Below are 20,510 nucleotides of genomic sequence, written 5' to 3'. Positions count from 1 at the left end.
TGTTGTTGAAAGAAGGTGGTGCGAGTGACGGGACTTGAACCCGTACGTCGATCGACACACGCCCCTCAAACGTGCCTGTCTACCAGTTCCAGCACACTCGCATTGATCTCTCGCGGTGAACCGCTTGTCTCTCAGCGACAAGATATATTATATCAGGGGTGTCCCTCTTTGTCAACAAAATTTGCGAAAAAATTTGAGAAATTTTCAAACGCTGAAAATTATTATCAAAACAGGCGAAAATCGACACTTTTCCACGCTTTTTCTTCGGCTTTTGGCGGCATGAAAAACTGCCGCCCTTCGGGAAATTCCGTCAGCCGGCAGAAATTTTTTATTTTTTTGCAGAGATGTTACGCAAGCACCTCATGCACTCTGCCCCGCCCATCCCTCCGTATGGAGCGGGCGCTGAGATCTGGGCGGTGGGATTCCTTTTCTGCGGCAAGCAACCATTAAATATTTCAGAAGTTGTCGGCCTGCGGGCACCCACGGCGGTTGCAGAGTGCCACCGGCACTCTGCTAAGAGCCGCCTTTCCCTCCGTATGGAGCGGGCGCTGAGGTTTGGGCGGTGGGATTCCATTTGCTGCGGCGAGCAACCATTAAATATTTTAGAGGTTGTCGGCCTACGGGCACCCACGGCGGTTGCAGAGTGCCACCGGCACTCTGCTAAGAGCCGCCCATCCCTCCGTATGGAACGAGCGCTGAGATCTGGGCGGTGGGATTCCTTTTCTGCGGAAAAGCCACGGCGGTTGAAACATGCCACTGGCATGTTTCTAAGAGCCGCCTTTCGAATCCCACCTTCGGAGTAAAAAATAAAGACCATCCGGATGGATGGTCTTTATTTTGGCGGAGAAGGTGGGATTCGAACCCACGTGGCGTGTTACCGCCAACTCGATTTCGAGTCGAGCTCGTTATGACCACTTCGATACTTCTCCGTATCGCGCCTGTCTTACAGGCGCTTATTTATTCTATCATGCAATGACGGAAAATACAAGTGCTTTTTCCGAAATCGTGATAATTTTTATTTCACCAGGAAGGCATCCGGCAGATAACGGCCTTCCTCATTCTGGGAAAGCGTAGTCGGACTGGTGATCTCGCGGCCGCGGTAGACCATAACGGAGGACGAACCGCCGTCCAGCATGGATGCCTGATATGCGCCGTACTGCTCCATGATCTCGCCGCAGCGCTCGATCGAAATACCGAACGAGTGCATCTGACGGCCGTCAACGACCATCATGATAACCGTGCCGTCCTTCGCCTGACCGATGGCCGTGCGCGGCTGCTGCTCGTTCAGGCCGGTGCCTGCGACCAGATTCTCGCCGTTGATGATGAGCGCCGGGTGGAACTCCACCGCGTCGCGCAGGCTGGAGGTATCGTTAAACGCACCGACCTGCAGGTGATCCTCGTTGTCAAAGCCGATGATCTTCCAGCCGTCGCCTACTGCGTCCTGATACTTCTCTCCCCGGCTTTTCAGGAAGCCGTACACGGTGCCGCCCGTGCCGTTGCCGTCAAAATCGGCAAAGCCGGAGGCGTTGATGCCCAGAATGGCGTCATAATCTCTCACCATATCGGATACGAACGAGCCGTAATCGCCCAGGCCCTCGCTCGTGCCGACAAAGATATTCTCAGGCTTTTTGCAGAGCGCGATCTTGCCCGCGTACTCCATGCCGAGCGTGTCCTCGCCGGTCTGCTCGACGATCAGAATGCCGTGCTCGGCGTTGACCGCCAACACCGTGTCGCCCTGCCTGGTCTTGAGGCCGGTGTCGTAATGCGTCTGGCTCGGCTCACCGATCAGATCGATGTTGATCTGGTCATAGCCGTTCTCCAGATACTCCGGATTATCCGCCAGAAAGCGCTCAAATTCGCTCTCGTCCAGCTCACTGAACATGGCATAGAATTTGTCCTTCGGTGTTTCGACGGTGTCCTCCTCATTCTCCTCCCATGCGCCGTCCCAGTTGCTGACGATGCCCTCCTGCTTCTGGTTCATCAGGTAGCGCTTGGTCATCACCTCGTTGATGATGTTCTCCGGGATGAACCAGGTGGCCAGCCACTGGTGCGTCATGGTGCCCATTGCGGTTTCGATGTACCACTCACGCCAGCGAGTGACGAACGCGTTCGGTGTGTACAGCAGAAACGGATACACAACCGTGATGCCGATCAGAAAAAAGCAGGTCAGTCCCAGTGCGAAGCGGTGTTTTGCGCCGTTCATTCGTGTTGCTCCTTCTCTCTCAATCCGGGAACCGCGGGATACGGTTCGGGTTTGTCTCTATCACTGAAGTTGCTTTCATAGCCAGAGTGCGCCGGATGAACGAGATTTTTTGTCAGCAGACAAGGCGTTTTTCCGCAGGAATCCTGACGGATTGCAAGGGAAAACAACGCAGTATGCTGGCAAAAAAGCCGTTCAGGCGGTGTGCAATGGTTATGACAGCAACTTCTTAACCCTTACGGTTGTTGTTCGGGGTGCGACGGCGTCTATGACGGTGATTGGTCGTCTTGCTCTGTGCCGTCTTGTTCTGCTGCTGTGCGGGCTTCTGCGCAGACTTGCTGCCGTGTCCTCTGCCCTTCTTCTCCTGCTGCGGAGCAGCCTTGCCGTCCGCCTTTGCGGCACGAGCGGCCAATGCGGCCTCGACCTTCCTGCGGATGCGCGCGGCAGCCTCATCGCTGAGCGCATACGCGCGGCTCGGTGTGTGGGCATCTACGCGCGGTTCGTTCTTCTCGAAGCGGGCGTACGGGTCGTTCCGGCGGCCTCTGCGGCTCGAATCATTTCTGTCGTTTCGGTCGTTTCTGCCCTTGCGGGAGCGCGGCGCGGCTGCCTTCGCCTGCTGCTCGGTCTGCTTCTCGGCGGCCTTCTCGCGGCGGGACGGACGTTTGGCATTCGCTCTCGCCTGACGCGCCTTCTTCTTGGCTTCCTTCTCGCGGGCAACGTCTGCGGCGACCTCCTCGGCGGTGGCGTTCTCGGAGACCGGCTTGCGGCGGCTGCGCTTGTTCGCGGTCTTGCGCTGACCGGACTCGCGCTTCTCCTCCTCCTTTTCCTCGTGCGGAATCTCACCGGCAACCGGAATGCGCTTGCCGATCAGCTTTTCGATATCCTTGAGGTACGGACGCTCGGAGCGGTCGCAGAAGGAAATCGCGGTGCCCTCCTGACCGGCACGGCCGGTGCGGCCGATACGGTGCACATAGGTTTCCGGAATGTTCGGCAGGTCAAAGTTGATAACGAGCGGCAGGTCGTTGATGTCGATGCCGCGCGCGGCAATGTCGGTCGCAACCAGAACCGCGATCTTGCACTCCTTAAAGTCCGCGAGCGCACGCTGACGCTGATTCTGCGACTTGTCGCCGTGGATGGACTTGGTCTTGATGCCCGCACGGTTGAGGTCGCGCGCAACCCGGTCTGCGCCGTGCTTGGTGCGGGTGAACACCAGAACCTGGTGTACATTGCTTTGACGGATGATATCCGGCAGAAGTTCCCGCTTTTCCTGCTTTTCTACAAAATAAAGCTGCTGCTCGATCTTGTCCGCCGGTTTTGCGCTCGGCGTTACCGAGATATGCTCCGGCTCATGCAGCATTTTCTCTGCCAGATCAGCGATCTCCGCCGGAATGGTAGCCGAGAACAGCAGGGTCTGGCGCTTTTTCGGCAGGAATTTCACGATGCGCTTGACATCCGGGAAGAAGCCCATATCGAGCATGCGATCGGCCTCATCGAGCACGAAAGACTCTACCTTGTCCAGCTTTACGATCTTCTGTCCCATCAGATCCCACAGACGGCCCGGCGTGGCAATGAGAATGTCCACACCGCGTTCGATTGCCTCGACCTGCGGCACCTGCGATACGCCGCCGAAGATGACCGCCGCACTGCACGGCATGTAGCGCGCGTACTGGCACACGTTTTCGTAAATCTGCAGAGCAAGCTCGCGCGTCGGCGTGAGGATGAGCGCACGGATAGTGCCCTTTCCGCCCTCGCTCTTTGCCAGGCGCTGGATGATCGGCACCGAGAACGCACAGGTCTTGCCCGTGCCGGTCTGGGCGCAGCCCATCAGGTCGCGGCCCTCGAGCACCGGCGGTATCGCCTGCTGCTGAATGGGCGTCGGCTCGGAATAGCCGGCCTCCTTCAGTGCCTTGAGGATGTTTTTCTCCAACTTGAGTTCGTTAAATTTCATGGTAAATATTCGATTCCTTTTGCTATCTTTGGTATGCAGTCCGGCAAATCCCGCTTGCCTGCGGACTGGGTTCTATGCTATACTTATTGTAATTGTCTCTGAGACAACACGAATGTTATCAACCCACAGATCAACTATGAGGTGACCTATTTGTTAGAAATTATTCATCACGTTCTGCCGGAAGCATTTTTCGATGTGCTCAAGACCGTACCGCTGCTGCTTATCGTGTACGCACTGCTGTACTACATTGAAAACCGGCTGACCAATACGCCGGAGCTGCTCTCGCGTGCGGCGCAGTTCGGTCCGGTGGTCGGCGCGCTCGCCGGCTCCATCCCCCAGTGCGGATTTTCCGCGGCAGCGTCCGCGCTGTTCTCGGCAGGCTTTCTTGCACCGGCAACGCTGGTTGCCGTGTTCCTTGCCACCTCGGATGAGGCGGTGCCCATCATGCTGGCAGGCGGCGCAAGCGTACAGCAGGTGGTGCTGCTGCTCGTGGTCAAGTTTGCGATCGCGGTCATCGGCGGCTATGTTCTGCGCTGCACCGTGTTCCGGAGGCACAAGGCCGGAACCGACGGCCCGCTCGAGATCGAGATGGGCGACTGCGGCTGTGAGACCTCGCCGGTGGCGAATATCCTGTCCCACACCATCAAGACCACCATCTTCCTGTTTGTCGTGCTGTTCGCGCTCAACATGGTCGTACACGGCATCGGTGAGGAGCGTGTGGCTTCCCTCATGCTGACCAACAGCATCTTCCAGCCTCTGCTGTGCGCGGTGCTCGGTCTGATTCCGAGCTGTGCAATGAGCGTGCTGCTCAGCGAGCTGTTTGTCGGCGGCACGATCAGCTTCGGCGCTCTGGTTGCCGGTCTTTCCACCGGCGCAGGCTTCGGCTACATCGTTCTTCTCGAGGAGAAGGAAGGCCGTCATCGTGCCCTGCCGGTCATCGCCGCAACGTTTGCCACTGCCGTGATCGGCGGTACGCTGGTGCAGCTGCTTATCGGCTGAGAATGAAAAAATCTAAGGATGTGTCAAAACGGCACATCCTTTTTTATGCCCTGCGGAGAAGGTAAACCGTCAGCCCATCTCGTGCAGCAGCTCGAGTGCCTGATGCGCCCACGTCATATCAATGCGCGAGAACTCGCCGCCCGGCGTGTACAGATAGGTTTCCACATCCGCGTGCAGACGCTGATACGCCGCGCCCGGCATGGCGGCATACTGCTCCGCGCCGTCGGAAAGCACGGCCACGAAGCGGAAATCACCCGTGCGCTCATCCAGCTCGTGGAAGAGCAGCTCGACAACATCGAGGTCGCGGTTAAGCTGTGCGAACAGCAGCAGCTTCATGATCTCGATGGTACGGTCATCCAGACCGCGCTCGAGGATGTTGATCTTCTCACGGAAGGTGTTGAGGCTGTCGGTCACACGCAGGGTGTAGCCTGCCAGCGGATCAAATTCCGCCTTGGGAACCTGACCGTCCTCAGTCCACAGCCATACCATAAACTGGTTTGCCATGTCATGGTACAGACACGGGTGTACGGCGAGCACGGTTTCGCCGCAGTTTGGACATTTTACACGAAAGACAGACAGGTCCTGTACCTTTGCCCGCAGCTCGGGATTTCGGTCGATATTGATATGGTCGATCACCTTGTGTTCGGTTTCCATATGACAGTGCGGACATTCGATCATCATAACAGTGGTTCCTCCCCTTGTGTTTGTCCAATTAAATTTTATTATAACACATTTATATGGCTGTAAGCAAGTTCGGATCATCAGTAATTAGGAATTAGCAGTTAGGAATTGTCGCTATCCTTGCGCGAGTTCCGTCTGCGCTGCGTCGAGTAATCGCCGGCTTTACCGCAGGGGCGAACAGTGTTCGCCCGCAAACCATTCAATCTCGGTATCAAAAGAAAGCACCTGCCGACCGCAGGTGCTCCTTGTCTATTCCGCCTTGTAAATGCTGCCTTGTGCGACCGCAATACTCGAACCATTCATCGTGCCGCTGTATGAATCGTACCAGCGCGGAATCTCCTTGCCGTTTTTATCATAAAAACGGAACATATCCTCCGACGGGAGCAACTCATCCGGCATGTATCCGGTCAGATCGGTGCAGAGCAGAAAATACGGCTTTGCACTCTCATTCGTCATCTCATAGGTCTGTCCATACCAGTTGAGCGTCACCTTTGCAACCTGCTGTTCCGGTTCCTTGCCGCTCAGCAGCAAAAAATTGTGTCCGCCGCAGCAGGTGATATCGTAGTTAATGCCGGAATCGCCGGAGCCCATACTGTAAAATTTCCATGTACCGAGCCAGCTGCGTTTCGCAGTCATTTCGCCCAGAAAGCATTCCTGCTCGATGCCCTCCTGCGTCATTACATAATACGCCGTGTCACCGATCACGATACCATCGTATATCGTTACACCGGAAAACATCGTCAGATTGTTCTCCTTGAGCATCTGCACCTGCTGTGCAAGCGTGTCCTCATCCAGTCGGTACGGTTTTACCGCGTAACTCGATTTGCCCGCCGCCCACACACAGACTGCTGTCACAGCCGCCATCACAAGGATTCGTTTTCCCAGTCCTTTCATAAAATACACCTCCCTATCCTGCCTCAAGTATAACAAATTTTTTCGGCGCAGAATATGGAAAAAGCGACAAAATGCAACGGCAGTTTTTATAGAAGTGTACTATCTATCCCGTAGGGGGCACAGTGTGCGCCCGCACTATGGTTAAACGTATGCTTGGCCGTTCCTTGCACAGGCTCCGGTTGTGCTGCGGGCGAACAATGTTCGCCCCTACGGTTACACATCTGCAGAAGGTAAAAGAAAAGCACCGCAGAAAAATCTGCGGTGCTATGGCATGACTGGTGCGTAAGCCGGGTTCTGTCGTGGACGGTCATCTATCTCGAATGCACGTTGCCGTGCATCTCAAGCCGCCAGTCGGGACGATCGGGCCAATCATAGTCCCAGTCGGCGTTGCTGCGGATAGAGTTTACAGACCTCCCATGTTGCCATGGGACGTGGTGAGCTCTTACCTCGCCTTTCCACCCTTACTGCCTTATGCGGACATAAAACAGCGGTATATCTCTGTTGCACTATTCCTAAGGTCACCCTCGGCGGACGTTATCCGTTATCCTTGCCCTGTGCAGCCCGGACTTTCCTCATGCCCGAAGGCACGCGACCGTCTGCACCAGTCACAAATAGCATTATACCGTAAAAAAACGCTCTCGTCAAACCGGACTTGCAAAATCGTGAAAAATCATGTATACTGTCAAAGTACAAAAGGCGGTGTTACGCATTTATGACAGCATTAGAACAATACCTCGGCGGCCTGTCGGATAAACGGGTCGGCGTAATCGGCGCGGGCGTGAGCAATATGCCGCTCATCCGTATGCTGCGCGCTGCAGGCGTGCGCGTTACCGTGCATGACAAAAAAGAACCCACCGAGCTTGGCGACGGCTATGCTACCCTCGCTACCCTCGGCGTAGACTTCGTTCTCGGCCCGCATTACCTTGATGCGCTCGATGAGGACGTTATCTTCCGTACCCCGGGCGTTCACCCGCGTTTTCTTGAGAAGGCGCGCGCAAACGGCTCGGAGATCACCAGCGAGATGGAGCTTTTCTTCGCGGTCTGCCCGTGTCCGATCATCGGCATCACCGGCTCGGACGGCAAGACCACGACCACCACGCTCGTCAGCGAGATTTTGAAGCACGCAGGCTATACCGTGCATCTCGGCGGCAATATCGGCACGCCCCTGCTCCCCCGCGTGGACACGATGACCGAAAACGACCTTGCAGTCGTGGAGCTGTCCTCGTTCCAGCTGATGGGCATGAAGCACTCTCCGCACATTGCGGCGATTACCAATCTGACGCCCAATCATCTGGACTACCACAAGGATTTTGACGAGTATGTGCAGGCCAAGACTGCCATTTACCGCAATCAGGGCGAAAACGACAAGCTGATCCTCAATCTCGACGATGAGGTGACGCGCTCGCTCAAGGCGTCCGGCAATCTGTTCTGCACCAGCAAAACGCAGGAGCTGGCCAACGGCGTGTTCCTCAAGGACGGCATGATCTACATCGCAGACGGCGGCGTGCGCCGTGAGCTGATGCCCGCATCCGATATCCGCATTCCGGGCGCGCACAACGTGTACAACATGATGATGGCGGCGGCTGTCGTGCAGGGTTATGCCTCTGACGACGATATCCGCGCTGTGGCGACCACGTTCGGCGGCGTTGAGCACCGCATCGAGTTCGTGCGCGAGAAGGACGGTGTGAAGTATTACAACGACTCCATCGCCTCCAGTCCAACGAGAACCATCGCAGGCCTGAATTCCTTCCAGCAGAAGGTCATCCTGATCGCAGGCGGCTACGACAAGCATATCCCGTATGACGTGCTCGGTCAGCCTATCTGCGACCATGTAAAGCTGCTGCTGCTCACCGGCGCTACTGCACCCAAGATTCGCGAGTGCGTGGAGAATATCGAGGGCGAGCATCCCCCGATTATCGAGGTGGAAAACCTCGAAACAGCCGTGCAGGAGGCCGCTGCCCACGCAGAAAGCGGCGATGTTGTTATCATGAGTCCAGCCAGCGCGTCGTTCGACCGCTTTAAGAATTTCATGGAACGCGGCAAGCTGTTTAAGGCGCTTGTGGAAGAGCTGTAAGGTTAACAGGATAAACGCTTGCATTATTTCGCAATCAGTGCTATACTATAAGCAACGATATGAATTAGTTCACTTGGCGAAAACCCCCGGAGAGTACCAGTCTCCGGGGGTTTTCTATTCCGTTTTTCGGTGGCTTAAGCCGGGGCTGATGTTGCCTTACTTCTGCTCATCCAGCCACTTGCAAATGTAGTGTGCAATTACATTTGCCATAATGGAGCAGATTAACGATACGGTGAAGTTCACTTGGCGCACCTCCTTCCCGTTGCCGGGAATAAGTAGGGCAACACCAGTATTATACCATACAGATGAAATCCTGTTAAGCGAAAGACGTGCATTGCACGTCTTTTTCACTGTTTTATGGCACATTATACAGTTTTATGGATTGATTATTGTTAAAAAAGGGCGGACACATTGGTCCGCCCCTACGGTAATCTGCACCTTCGAGGAAAATTCCTGCCTCGCACAATTACTCATTCTCAATGATGTACTTCCGCGCCCAGATGAGTGCAGCGACCGCCGTGACCAGCTCCACCATCGGGAACGTCAGCCAGACGCCATCGACGCCGAGCGCCCACGCGAGCGGAAACAGGATCGGCGGCACAGCAATCACGCCGCGCAGCAGCGAAATGGCAAAGCCCTGCACGGTCTTATCCGACGCGCTGAAAAACGCTGCCGTAACCATGTTCACGCCCGCGAACAGGAAACCCGTGAAGTAGATCCGCAGGCCGCTCTCCGCGTAGGCGGCAAGCTGCGGGTCATGCTCACTGTTGAACACCGCCGTCAGCGGCTCCGCGCCGAGGAAAACCGACACGCACAGCACGGCTGCAATCCCGAGCGCGGTGCAGATGCCCCAACGGAACAGCCGCCGCAGCTGTTCCCTGTCACCGAGACCCGAACTGCGGCTGACCAGCGGCTGTATGCCGGTGCACAGTCCGGTAAAGACAGCGATTCCCACCAGAGCAAGATTGGCCACCACGCCGTAAGCCGCCACGCCGGTATTGCCGCTGAGGCGCAGCAGCACCAGATTGAACAGCAGCAGCACTACGCCGGAGGCGATCTCACCGATGAGCGAGGACAGACCGGGCGCGCACAGGCTCGGCACACGGCTGACGCGCAGCGGCGTTTTGACGAGATGGAAGCCGCGGGACGGTCTCCGCAGGTGCGTCAGCAGCACTAGAATGCTGACAAACGGCGAAAAGCCGGTCGCAAGCGCCGCACCGAACATGCCCAGTCCGCACGGGAAAATGAAAATGTAATCGAACACGATGTTGAACAGGCTGCCCGCGATCATGCCGCACATGGCAACGGTCGGCGCACCGTCGTTGCGCGTGAATGCCAGCAGCACGTTGTTCATCACGAAGAACGGCCCGAAGCACCACAGCATGCGCAGGTAGGTCGTCGTCATGCCGAGCGTCTGCGCGTCCGCGCCGAGCAGGCCCGCGAGCGGTTTTGCAAAGCACAGTCCGCCGAGCAGGAACAGCAGTCCGAGCAGCAGCCCGAGTGCCGCCGCGTGCGTGAATACGCTGTCCGCCTGTCTCCGATCGTTCTGCGCCCGCGCGATCGTGTACTGCGTTGCCGCGCCCACGCCGAGCATCAGGCCGATGCCGTTCATCAGGTTGTACGCCGGTATGGCGATGTTGAGCGCCGCCAGTCCGAGTGAACCCAGTCCCTGCGCAACGAAATAGGTATCCGCGAGAATGTAGCACGAAATGCCGATCATCCCCAGGATGTTCATCGCGGCATAGTGCCCGAATTCGCGCAAAGCTCCCTGTTTGTGCAATTCCTTCTCCCCCTCAAATTTTTATATAAAAAGTGATCGACCCTTCCCGGAATACACCGAAAAGGGCCGATCCGCAATGCTATCGACGGAAAACATTGCTTATTTACGAAGCAGTTATAATATACCATCTTCCCATAGAAATGTCAAGTGGCTTATTCGGTCGGAAAAGCACTTTTGGGGTCGGATGCTGCAAAACAGTCCAGTCCGTGCCACATCAACCCCATCAAAAGCGATACAACCTGCTCGGTCGGCGTGTCCTGCGCTCTGGTCGCCCAGGTGGACAGCATGGATACCATGCCCGAAATGATATACGAAAACACAAGCAGCTTCCGCTGCTCGCTCATTTCCGGCATCATGTGCATATCCCAGCCGTCGAGGAAGGCTTCATACGTCATGGTCTGCAGCTTGCGTACAAAATACGGGTCTCCCTGCTCGCTGCACAGCACCTGAATCACCTTCATTATGCGCGGATTGCTCCGGATCTGCTCCAGAAAGTCGATAAAGAATCCCTTGATCTCCTGCAGATCGCGGCACTCCCGTTCGTGCATCGGCGCATGCTCGTGCATGTGCTCGATGATCTCGTCCTCGGTCGTGCGAAGGATGTCGGTCACGTCCTTGAAATGCAGGTAGAAGGTCGAGCGGTTGATGTCCGCTCTCGCGCAGATGTCCTTGACCGTGATAGAGACCAGCGGCTTCTCCAGAATCAGGTCAATCAGGGCTTCACGCAGCGCAGACCGTGTAAAGCGTACTCTGCGGTTGTTTTTGGCTTCGGGCATGCGCATTTTCCTCCTTGGTGCTCAGCAGGACGGTTTTCTGTGGATGGTACTTATTTTATCAGCGTTGTGTCCGCAAGTCAATACCGTGTCGAAAATCAAATGTTACCAAAGTGTTAAAAACCAGCAGGAAAACCTGCTGTTTTTCTTATGCTGCAAGCGAAAGCACCTCATCCGTGCCGAAGATACGGTGCAGGTCGGAACGTCCCTGCTTCATTCGGTCATACACCGACCGGTTTACAACCGACGTATCCCCCTGCTCAAAATCCTGCATGGATTTCCGAATATCCAGCAGGCGGTAGCGTCCCTCGTTGGAATCGCTTGCGTGCAGCATGAACATCGGCGCGTACTCCGCGCCGGAAACCGTCACCTGTCCGGTCTCCCCGCTTCTGGTGAGTGTCAGCGTGACAGCTGCCGTCAGGTTGGTGTACGGGTCAAACTGATTGGAGATCAGGTTGCCGAGACAGTAGCACAGATAGCCGGTGCGTCCGTCCGGCAGCGTCCGCAGCTCCATCGGCTGCGGCACATGCGCGTGCCCGCCGAGCACCAATGTCGCGCCGTGCGCAAACAGGTAGTCTGCCAGCTGCTCCTGCTGCTCGGACGGCTCAGTGTGGTACTCGTTGCCCCAGTGTACATACACGGCGATCGCATCCGCACCGGACTGCCCCGCCTTGTCCAGATCGGATTGAATCAGGTCGTAATCCACCACACTGCAGTCGGTCATGTAGTCGGTCGTGTAGACGCTGACGCTGTACGGGTGCTCGCTGTCCACCGGCAGGCCGTTTGTGCTGAAGGTGTACGCCAGCATGGCCAGTTTGATGCCGCCCACGTCGATGATCTTCACCGTGTCGCGCTCCTGCTGTGTGCGGTAAGTGCCGACGTGCTCCAGACCGGCGGCGTCCAGCACATCCAGTGTGCGGACCAGACCGCTGTACCAGGTATCCATGCTGTGGTTGCTCGCCGTGGAGAGCAGGTTAAACCCGACCGTTTTCAGGCCGGAGGCCAGCGCATCCGGTGCGCAGAACTGCGGGTAGCCCGAATACGGCGGACCGTTGAACGTGGTCTCCAGACAGGCCGTTGTGTAATCCGCAGCCTCGTAATACCGCCTTGCATCCGCGAACAGGTGCGTAAAATCATACGCTTCGCCGTTCCACGCATCCGCGACAAGCGGCATGTGCGCCACAATATCGCCCGCCACGCACAGGGTCGCTGTGGTGTCCGGCTGTACCTCCGGCTCCTGCCGAACGGTCTCCTCCGGCTCCTGCAGGCGCGGTGCCGCCTCCGGCAGATTTCGCCAGATCAGCACGCCCGCTCCCGCCAGCAGCACCACCAGCACGCCTGCCAGAATTTTGGTACCGATGTGCTTCATGCTCATCCCTTCGGCGCCTTGCGCGAGGCCTCAAACGACTCCGCGCGCACGCGCATCACCTCGGTAACGGACAGAGCCGCGTCCGTGTACGTCCAGCCGCCCTTGCCGGTCTGGTGCTGCATGATAACGTCAAAGCCCTGCCGTTTCTCCTCATTGTCCTCCGCGAACTCGACCTTGCCGTACCCTACGATGGACGAGAATGCATAGCTGTACCGGCAGGCCAAGTCGCCCTCGCCGGTCAGACCCTCCTCGCAGTCCATCTCGAAGCACACGCGCGGGTCGGCTCCCAGCGAATCGATCTTCTTGCCCTTCACGCCGCCGTGAAAGTAGAGCGTCAGCCCGTCCTCATCCCAGGTGTAGCCAAAGTTCATCGGAATGACGTACGGCCAGCCGTCCGTGCCGGTCATGGCGACGCGGCAGACCTTGCAGGCCTGCAGGATCGGCTCGATGTTCTCTCGGCCGGTGATTTCTCTGTCTTTTCTGCGCATGAGTTTCACCTCTGTTCAAGTATTTGTATCATCATATCATATTCCCGCCAACAATACAACAAACCCTGTGCAAAATATGCACAGGGCTGTCTTATGCTGTCAGCTATCAGGTATTGTGGTCGGAAACGTGGAATTTCTTCAGGTTGCCGATCTTCTGGGCGCGGATGTCCATTTCCTTGCAGACATCCTCCATGGTCACGCCGCACTCGTTCATCATTACCATCATGTGGTAGAATACGTCGTTGATCTCACCGACCAGCTCGGCCTTGTCGCCGTTCTTGGCTGCAATGATGGTCTCGGCGCACTCCTCACCGACCTTCTTGAGAATCTTGTCAATGCCCTTCTCGAACAGATAGCAGGTGTATGAGCCTTCCTGCGGCTCGGCGCGGCGCTGCGCGATAACGGCTTCCATTTGCTCAAACGAATTCATAATACTGCTCTCCTTTTACTTTTCTTCCGGCTTCTCCCACAGCGTGGTGAAAAAGCAGGTGCGGTGTCCGGTGTGGCAGACCGGGCCCTTGGGCGTGCCGACATAGATGAGCGTGTCATCGTCGCAGTCGGACAGAATCCTGCTGACAAAGATAAAATTGCCCGAGGTCTCGCCCTTGTTCCACAGCTTCTGGCGCGAGCGCGAGAAAAACCATGCCGTGCCGGTGTCCATCGTTAGCTGCAGGGCCTCCTCGTTCGCATAGCCGAGCATCAGGACTTCGCCGCTGCGCTCATCCTGGCAGATAATCGGCACCAGAGGAGCCTTTTTGAAAAATTTGCTTAAATCCAAAATATTCACTTCCCTATTAGGATAATGATTCATGTTTACCGAAGGGTGCGCCGAGTCGGCGCACCCTACGGTATAGCCTGTGCTTTATTTTCTAACCGGAATCTTCTTCTCTTTCAGGTGCTCTTTAACCTCTCCGACCGTCAGTTCCCGATAATGGAACAAGCTGGCCGCCAGTGCAGCATCACAACCGGTTTTCTCGAACACCTCGGAGAAATGCTCGAGCGAGCCGCAGCCGCCGGACGCGATGACCGGAATGCCGACCACCTCCACAACCGCCTTGGTCAGCTTTAGGTCAAAGCCGGACTTGGTGCCGTCCTTGTCCATCGAGGTCAGCAGGATCTCGCCCGCGCCGCGCTCGTAAACCTCTTTCGCCCACGCGACCGCGTCCTTGCCGGTCGGGGTGCGGCCGCCTGCAACGTAAACCTCAAAGCCGGAAGGCATTTCGGCATTGGCGCGGGCATCGATGGCAACGACCACGCACTGGCTGCCGTACTTCTCCGCAGCGGCGTTCACCAGATCGGGATTCTTGACCGCCGAGGAATTGATGGAAATTTTATCTGCACCGGCGCGTAAAATCTCGCGGAAATCGTCCACGGTGCGGATGCCGCCGCCCACCGTTACCGGCACGAATACCTCACGGCAGGTGCGGCGCACAACGTCGGCAATGGTGTCGCGGTTGTCGCTCGTGGCGGTGATGTCGAGAAACACGATCTCGTCCGCGCCCTCCTGCGAGTAGAACTTTGCCAGCTCGACCGGGTCACCTGCGTCACGCAGCCCGACAAAGTTCACGCCCTTTACCACGCGCCCGTCCTTTACGTCCAGACAGGGGATGATGCGTTTTGCTAACAAGTTTTTCACTCCGTTCAAATCGAAGGTTCAATCGTAACCGTAGGGCGGTTACTTGGCCTGTTCGATAGCCTTTGCCAAATCGAGGGTGCCGGTATACACCGCCTTGCCTGCGATTGCACCATCAATGCCGAGCTTTTTCAGGCCTGCGATATCCTCAAGGGTGGACACGCCTCCGGACGCGATGATCTCGCAGGAGACCGAGGCGCGCAGCGCCGCCAGCTGGTCAAAATTCGGACCTGCGAGCATGCCGTCCTTGTCAATGTCGGTGAAGATGATGTGGCGTACACCGATGGACTCCATGCGCTCCGCGAACGCGATGTAGTTCTCACCGCTATCGCCCAGCCAGCCGTCCGTGCGGACGGTCTCGCTCTTGGCATCGATGCCGACAACGATCTTGTCGCCGTACTTTTTTACCGCCTCGGCTACAAATTCCGGGTCGCGGACAGCCGCCGAGCCGATGATAACGCGCGAAACACCCAGTGCAAGCACGGTCTCCACATCCTGCATGGAGCGGATGCCGCCGCCAAGCTCCACGGTCGCGCCGGTCTCGCGGATGACCTGCTCCACCACGCCGTAGTTTGCGTGCGAGCCGTCCTTCGCGGCGTCAAGGTCAACCATGTGTACAAGGTCTGCACCGGCATCGAGGAACCGCTGTGCGGTCTCGACCGGGTTTTCTGCTACTTTATGTGCAGTGCCGTAGTCGCCTTTCTGCAGGCGCACGCACTGACCGTCTTTCAAATCAATCGCGGGGATAACTCTCATTTTCCCACCTCCGTCAGTTTTGCAAAGTTGCGAAGCATCGCAAGTCCCACTTCACCGCTCTTTTCCGGGTGAAACTGGCAGCCGAACAGGTTCCCTCGCGCCACCATGGCAGGCACGCGCGTGCCGTAATCCGTCACAGCGGCAAGGTCGTTTTCGTCCGCCGGATACGCCATGAAGCTGTGCACGAAATACACATAGCTGCCGTTTTCCAGACCCTCGGTCATGGCATTCGGACGCAGAATGTCCAGCGCATTCCAGCCGATCTGCGGCAGCTTGAGCGCCGTTTCAATACGCTCAATGCGTCCCGGCAGCAGACCCAGACCCTTGCACGGACGCACCTCGTCCGATTCCTCGAACAGCATCTGCATACCAAGGCAGATGCCGAGGAACGGCTTTTCCTTTGCAGCCTTCAGCACCGCCTCCGTCAAACCGGAGTGCTTCAAAGCCGCCATCGCATCCGGAAACGCGCCGACACCGGGCAGGATAACGCCCGCCGCGTTCTCGATCACGTCCGCCGAAGCCGCGATTTTATTTTCATAACCCAGGTAATCGAGCGTGTTGTGTACGCTCATCAGATTGCCTGCGCCATAATCTACGATTGCAATATAACTCATGTTGTACCTCTCGGAATCTGTTCCACAGGGCGGGATGACCTCATCCTGCCGTAACGGTTGGCACCATGTTTATGAAATTTAGAGAACACCCTTCGCACTCAAAACGCCACCGCCGGTAACCGCAACAGCCTGCTTGAGCGCGCGTGCAAGCGCCTTGAACAGCGCCTCTGTAATATGGTGCGCGTTCTCGCCGTACTCGCACTTGAGGTGCAGCGTCAGTCCGGCGTGTACCGCCAGCGCACGCATGAACTCGACCGTCAGGCAGGTGTCGTACTGACCGCACATCGGCTGCGGCATGGGTGCGTCGAACACGAGGTACGGGCGGCCGGAGATATCCAGCGCGCAGAAGCCGAGCGCCTCATCCATCGGCACGAACGCCTGACCGAAGCGCGCGATTCCGGCCTTATCACCGACGCATTCTGCCAGTGCCTGACCGAGCGCGATGCCGCAGTCCTCGACCGAATGGTGACCGTCCACCTCCAGATCGCCCTTGCAGGTGAGCGTGAGACCGAAGCCGGAATGCACGGCAAAGCTGTTGAGCATATGGTCAAAAAAGCCGATGCCGGTGTCGATTTTGCGGTCGCCGCCCTCGAGCGTCAGCTTGAGCGAAATGTCGGTTTCCTTGGTCTTTCGTTTAATTTCAGCGGTTCTCATCGTTGTTTTCCTCCGCAAAGCGCACCGCGATGGAGTTTGCGTGCGCGTCCAGATGCTCGCTCTGCGCGAGCGCGATAATATCCTGTGCATAGCTTTCGAGCGCGTCCCGCGTGTACTCGATAACGCTGGTTTTCTTCAAAAACGTGTCGGTAGACAGCGGCGAGAAGAATCTTGCCGTGCCCGAGGTCGGCAGAACATGACACGGGCCTGCCATATAGTCACCGAGCGGCTCCGGCGCGTACTGCCCGAGGAAGATCGCGCCTGCGTTGTGCAGGTACGGCAGCAGCTCACGCGGAGCGGCGGTTACGACCTCCAGATGCTCGGGTGCGACCACATCAGCCATCCTGCAGGCGTCCTTCAGGTCGTCAAACACGATGGCGCAGCCGTAGTTCGCCACGCTCTCCTTGATGATGTCCCACCGCGGGAGCTGCTTTGCCTGCCGCTCCATCTCGCAGGAAATCGCCTGTGCCTGCGCCATGGAATCGGTCAGCAGAACGGCGGAGGCCAGCTTGTCGTGCTCGGCCTGACTGAGCAGGTCGGCGGCAACGTAGGTCGGGTTGGCGGTGTGGTCCGCGATGACGAGCACCTCGGACGGACCGGCGATCATGTCGATATCGACCGTGCCGAACGCCAGCTTCTTGGCTGCCGCAACAAAGGCGTTGCCCGGGCCGACGATCTTGTCCACCTGCGGGATGAAGCCCGCGCCGTAGGTCAGCGCGGCAATCGCCTGCGTGCCACCGATGGCGATGACGGTATCTACACCGGCGATCTTCGCCGCCGCAAGCACTTCGTTGGACATGTTCTCGGTCGGCGGCGTGACCATGATCAGCTCACCGACACCGGCAACCTTGGCCGGGATGGCGTTCATCAGCACACTTGACGGATACGCTGCCGTACCGCCCGGCACATAAATGCCGACGCGAGAAAGCCCGCGCACGGTCTGACCGAGCGTTTCGCCCCCCGAGCGGTTCCACTCCCACGTTTTGACGAGCATCTGCTCGTGGTAGTCGCGGATATTCGCCGCCGCCTTTTCCAGCGCCGCGATCAGCTTCGGGTCGCAGGCGTTGTACGCATCGTCCAGCACCTTCGGCTCGACAATGTACGGCGCCTTGCCGTCAAACCGCTCGGCATACTCCACGACCGCATCCCAGCCGCGCTGCTGTACGTCCGCCATCACGCCGCGCACGATCTGTTCAATATCCCCGCGCGCACCTGCCGCACGGGCTTTCATTTCGCGGATAACCTGCTGCTCTGCCTGTCCGTCCGCGAGGACTGTTTTCATAAACATTGTGGTATTCCCCTTTTGTGTCAACCGTTTTCGTCCACCGGCATTGGTATCAATATTCCGCAGGGCACCCCGCCCTATGGATATGATTTATGTTATATATGTATTGGCTTACTTCTCCAAGCCACTTTCCAGCTCTGCAATAACCTTCTGAATCGCTGCCTTCTTCATCTTCGCGCTGGCGAGGTTGACGATCACGCGAGCCGAGATGGGCGCTACATCCTCAACGACCTCGAGACCGTTCTCCTTGAGCGTCGTGCCGGTCTCCACGATATCAACAATGCCGTCCGCCAGTTCGAGCAGCGGCGCCAGTTCGACCGAGCCTTCGATCTTGATGGTCTCAACGTCCATATTCTTCTTATTGAAGAAGGCCTTGGTAACCGCCGGATACTTGGTAGCGATAACCGGGGTCTTATAGCCGCCGTACACATCCTTGCCCTTCTTGGTAGCGAGGGCGAAGCGGCATTTGCCGAAGCCGAGATCTACCATTTCGTAGAAGCTGCCGCCCTTTTCCATGATGGTATCCTTGCCGACCACGCCCATGTCGCACACGCCGTGCTCAACGTAGGTGATTACGTCCGCGGCCTTGCTCAGCACGATCTCCACGCCGCTGTCCGGCAGGGTGAAGATGAGCTTGCGCGTTCCGGCCTCCAGTTCGGAGATATCGTAGCCTGCGGCCTTGAGCAGCGCGAGCGTTTTCTTCTCCAGACGGCCCTTGGTGAGTGCGATACGCACGGTATCCCGGCGGGTTGCGACCTCGGGACGGCTCTGTCCTGCAAGGCTCTCCGCAACGCTCTCCACATCGATGCCGAAGCCGCCCGCGGGCATATCCTTGCCGAACTTGGCGCACAGCGCGTTGTAACGGCCGCCTGCGAGGATGGCCGCGCCTGCGCCGCCGATGTAGCCGCGGAACATGATGCCGGTGTAGTAATCCATCTCGTGGACAAGGCCGAGGTCGATCATGATGCGGTCGCCGTAGCCTGCCTCATCCAGCGCCTGATACAGTCGGCGCAGATAAGCGGTCGCGCCAAGCACGCGCACGTTGCCGGTGAGTGCTTCCACCTCGTCGAGCACCTCGATGCCGCCGAACAGATTCGGCATAGCACCGAGCGCCTTTGCAGCGGGCTTGCCCTTAAACGGCTCGAGCGCATCGCCGAGCGCGGCAAACGACTTGTTTTCGATCAGGCGGCGGATGCCCTCAGCGGACTGTGCATCCGCGCCAAGCTCATCCATCAGCGCCTTGTAGATCTCAGCGTGACCAAGCTCTACGCGGAAGTTGTCCGCACCGGTCTTGCTGAGTGCGGCAAACGCAGCCGAGAGAATGTCCTTGTCGGCCTCCAGACCGTCCGCGCCGATGAATTCCGCGCCGACCTGCAGGAACTCGCCCTTGTGGCCGTGATCGCCGGACACCGAACGGAACACCTTCTGGCTGTAATACAGGCGAACCGGCAGCGCCGCGTCATCCAGTCGGGTGGCTGCAATACGCGCGATCGGCGTGGTGTTATCCGGACGCGCCACGCAAATGCGGCCGGACTTGTCGATGATCTTCAGCATCTGATCCTGATCCAGCTCGGGGTTTGCCTGTGCAAATACATCAAAATACTCAACCGCCGGGGTGATGATCTCGCTGTAGCCGCGCTCCTCCAGCGCGTCGCGCACAGCATTTTCCGTCTGCCGCAGCGCACGGCACGAGGAAAATAACAGGTCTCGGGTACCCTCCGGGGTGGAAATACGAAAACGGTTCATTGCTCCGCCGCTCCTTTATCACTTTATCATGATGAAATCATACCATAGTTCCCTATATACTGTCAAGACCCTTTTTAGAGAGCGGAGCCTACACAGTGGGCAGCCTTTTCCGCTTCGAACTCCCGTTTTCGAGTGAAAAAGAAAGAGTGAAGAGCGGAGATGAAGCAGAGGCGGCTTTTTTCTCTCCGCCCTCCCGCTTCCTCCTATCTCTTCACTCTCAACTCCTCACTCTACTCTCTTTTTATAGTTCTCCACGATTGGCACCAGCTTTTCCAGAAAGCTCTCCTCGCCGAGGGTATTGAGCTTGAAGAACACGGCCTGACTGCCGCCCGAAGTGATGGCGGAGAAAAACAGGTCGCGGTCGTTGCCGACCAGAGTGACATTCATGCTGACGCGGTTGCCGCCCATGTAGCTGTAACGCTCGAACACACGCACCGCGCAGCGGACCGTGCCGTTTGTCCAATCCGAGCCGTTCTCGTAGGACGCAGACATGCTGCCGTTCAGCACGCCGTCCGTTACAAGCTCCAGCAGCTCGTCAAAATTTCCCGTCAGATGCTTTTCGTACTTTGCCATAAGAAACTCCTTTCGAAACTTCATGCTTACGGCGGACTGAAAG

General features: G+C 57.5%; 19 protein-coding genes, 2 tRNA genes, 1 other RNA gene and 1 pseudogene. 2 read left to right on the top strand and 21 right to left on the bottom strand.

Annotated features, from left to right (window positions below; translation table 11 throughout):
• Positions 1–16: 16 nt before the first annotated feature.
• The 4 genes from IEY11_RS00940 to IEY11_RS00925 form a co-directional block, all read right to left on the bottom strand.
• Positions 17–101, bottom strand: a tRNA-Leu gene (locus IEY11_RS00940).
• A 737-nt stretch (positions 102–838) separates the two neighbouring features.
• Positions 839–929, bottom strand: a tRNA-Ser gene (locus tag IEY11_RS00935).
• 86 nt (positions 930–1,015) lie between these two features.
• Entirely contained in the window at positions 1,016–2,203 is a 1,188-nt protein-coding gene (locus IEY11_RS00930; RefSeq protein WP_188885495.1) for a phosphodiester glycosidase family protein, read from the bottom strand.
• 226 nt (positions 2,204–2,429) lie between these two features.
• Positions 2,430–4,148 carry a DEAD/DEAH box helicase gene (locus IEY11_RS00925; protein ID WP_188885494.1) on the bottom strand — a complete coding sequence of 573 codons (1,719 nt, stop codon included), beginning with the start codon at positions 4,146–4,148 and terminating at the stop codon, positions 2,430–2,432.
• Positions 4,149–4,298: 150 nt separating this feature from the next.
• Between IEY11_RS00925 and IEY11_RS00920 the strand changes: the two genes are divergently transcribed.
• Positions 4,299–5,147, top strand: coding sequence for a putative manganese transporter (locus IEY11_RS00920; protein ID WP_188885493.1), 849 nt, complete (start codon positions 4,299–4,301; stop codon positions 5,145–5,147).
• Between the two features lie 69 nt (positions 5,148–5,216).
• Here IEY11_RS00920 and IEY11_RS00915 read toward each other — a convergent pair whose 3' ends face one another.
• From IEY11_RS00915 to rnpB, 3 genes are all read right to left on the bottom strand, one after another.
• Positions 5,217–5,828 carry a CpXC domain-containing protein gene (locus IEY11_RS00915; RefSeq protein ID WP_116704948.1) on the bottom strand — a complete coding sequence of 204 codons (612 nt, stop codon included), beginning with the start codon at positions 5,826–5,828 and terminating at the stop codon, positions 5,217–5,219.
• A gap of 249 nt (positions 5,829–6,077) precedes the next feature.
• Entirely contained in the window at positions 6,078–6,722 is a 645-nt protein-coding gene (locus IEY11_RS00910; RefSeq protein WP_118729400.1) for a hypothetical protein, read from the bottom strand.
• Positions 6,723–6,990: 268 nt separating this feature from the next.
• Positions 6,991–7,330: RNase P RNA component class A (rnpB, locus tag IEY11_RS00905), an RNA gene on the bottom strand.
• A 104-nt stretch (positions 7,331–7,434) separates the two neighbouring features.
• Here rnpB and murD point away from each other — a divergent pair.
• Positions 7,435–8,796, top strand: coding sequence for a UDP-N-acetylmuramoyl-L-alanine--D-glutamate ligase (murD, locus tag IEY11_RS00900; RefSeq protein ID WP_117491109.1), 1,362 nt, complete (start codon positions 7,435–7,437; stop codon positions 8,794–8,796).
• Between the two features lie 466 nt (positions 8,797–9,262).
• Here murD and IEY11_RS00895 read toward each other — a convergent pair whose 3' ends face one another.
• From IEY11_RS00895 to IEY11_RS00835, 14 genes and pseudogenes are all read right to left on the bottom strand, one after another.
• Entirely contained in the window at positions 9,263–10,576 is a 1,314-nt protein-coding gene (locus IEY11_RS00895; protein ID WP_243183925.1) for an MATE family efflux transporter, read from the bottom strand.
• Between the two features lie 152 nt (positions 10,577–10,728).
• Positions 10,729–11,352, bottom strand: a complete 624-nt coding sequence (locus IEY11_RS00890; RefSeq protein ID WP_158581313.1) for a TetR/AcrR family transcriptional regulator — start codon at positions 11,350–11,352, stop codon at positions 10,729–10,731.
• 145 nt (positions 11,353–11,497) lie between these two features.
• Positions 11,498–12,718: a CapA family protein gene (locus tag IEY11_RS00885; protein WP_188885492.1), complete on the bottom strand. Its 1,221-nt coding sequence runs from the start codon at positions 12,716–12,718 to the stop codon at positions 11,498–11,500.
• A 2-nt stretch (positions 12,719–12,720) separates the two neighbouring features.
• Entirely contained in the window at positions 12,721–13,206 is a 486-nt protein-coding gene (locus IEY11_RS00880) for a pyridoxamine 5'-phosphate oxidase family protein (protein WP_188885491.1), read from the bottom strand.
• A 106-nt stretch (positions 13,207–13,312) separates the two neighbouring features.
• Positions 13,313–13,636: a phosphoribosyl-ATP diphosphatase gene (gene hisE / locus IEY11_RS00875; RefSeq protein ID WP_110436493.1), complete on the bottom strand. Its 324-nt coding sequence runs from the start codon at positions 13,634–13,636 to the stop codon at positions 13,313–13,315.
• A gap of 15 nt (positions 13,637–13,651) precedes the next feature.
• Complete coding sequence (gene hisI / locus IEY11_RS00870; protein WP_116704955.1) at positions 13,652–13,984, bottom strand: phosphoribosyl-AMP cyclohydrolase; 333 nt, start codon at positions 13,982–13,984, stop codon at positions 13,652–13,654.
• A gap of 84 nt (positions 13,985–14,068) precedes the next feature.
• Complete coding sequence (hisF, locus tag IEY11_RS00865) at positions 14,069–14,833, bottom strand: imidazole glycerol phosphate synthase subunit HisF (protein WP_188885490.1); 765 nt, start codon at positions 14,831–14,833, stop codon at positions 14,069–14,071.
• 48 nt (positions 14,834–14,881) lie between these two features.
• Positions 14,882–15,595 carry a 1-(5-phosphoribosyl)-5-[(5-phosphoribosylamino)methylideneamino]imidazole-4-carboxamide isomerase gene (gene hisA, locus IEY11_RS00860; protein WP_117491097.1) on the bottom strand — a complete coding sequence of 238 codons (714 nt, stop codon included), beginning with the start codon at positions 15,593–15,595 and terminating at the stop codon, positions 14,882–14,884.
• Positions 15,592–16,209, bottom strand: a complete 618-nt coding sequence (gene hisH / locus IEY11_RS00855; protein ID WP_188885489.1) for an imidazole glycerol phosphate synthase subunit HisH — start codon at positions 16,207–16,209, stop codon at positions 15,592–15,594. The genes hisA and hisH overlap by 4 nt, the downstream gene beginning before the upstream one ends.
• A gap of 78 nt (positions 16,210–16,287) precedes the next feature.
• A complete protein-coding gene (hisB, locus tag IEY11_RS00850; protein WP_118480434.1) occupies positions 16,288–16,863 on the bottom strand; it encodes an imidazoleglycerol-phosphate dehydratase HisB in 576 nt (191 codons plus the stop codon).
• Positions 16,850–18,151 carry a histidinol dehydrogenase gene (gene hisD / locus IEY11_RS00845; RefSeq protein WP_188885488.1) on the bottom strand — a complete coding sequence of 434 codons (1,302 nt, stop codon included), beginning with the start codon at positions 18,149–18,151 and terminating at the stop codon, positions 16,850–16,852. The genes hisB and hisD overlap by 14 nt, the downstream gene beginning before the upstream one ends.
• A 108-nt stretch (positions 18,152–18,259) precedes the next feature.
• A complete protein-coding gene (hisG, locus tag IEY11_RS00840) occupies positions 18,260–18,883 on the bottom strand; it encodes an ATP phosphoribosyltransferase (protein ID WP_227600469.1) in 624 nt (207 codons plus the stop codon).
• A gap of 57 nt (positions 18,884–18,940) precedes the next feature.
• Positions 18,941–19,894 (bottom strand): annotated as a pseudogene (gene hisZ, locus IEY11_RS14745) (ATP phosphoribosyltransferase regulatory subunit); the annotation flags it as partial.
• 225 nt (positions 19,895–20,119) lie between these two features.
• A complete protein-coding gene (locus IEY11_RS00835; protein WP_110436485.1) occupies positions 20,120–20,467 on the bottom strand; it encodes a DUF6054 family protein in 348 nt (115 codons plus the stop codon).
• Positions 20,468–20,510 lie beyond the last annotated feature (43 nt).

The sequence above is a fragment of the Butyricicoccus faecihominis genome (genome assembly GCF_014648015.1).
Lineage (GTDB): Bacteria > Bacillota > Clostridia > Oscillospirales > Butyricicoccaceae > Agathobaculum > Agathobaculum butyriciproducens.
This window is presented reverse-complemented; position numbering and strand designations above follow the sequence as displayed.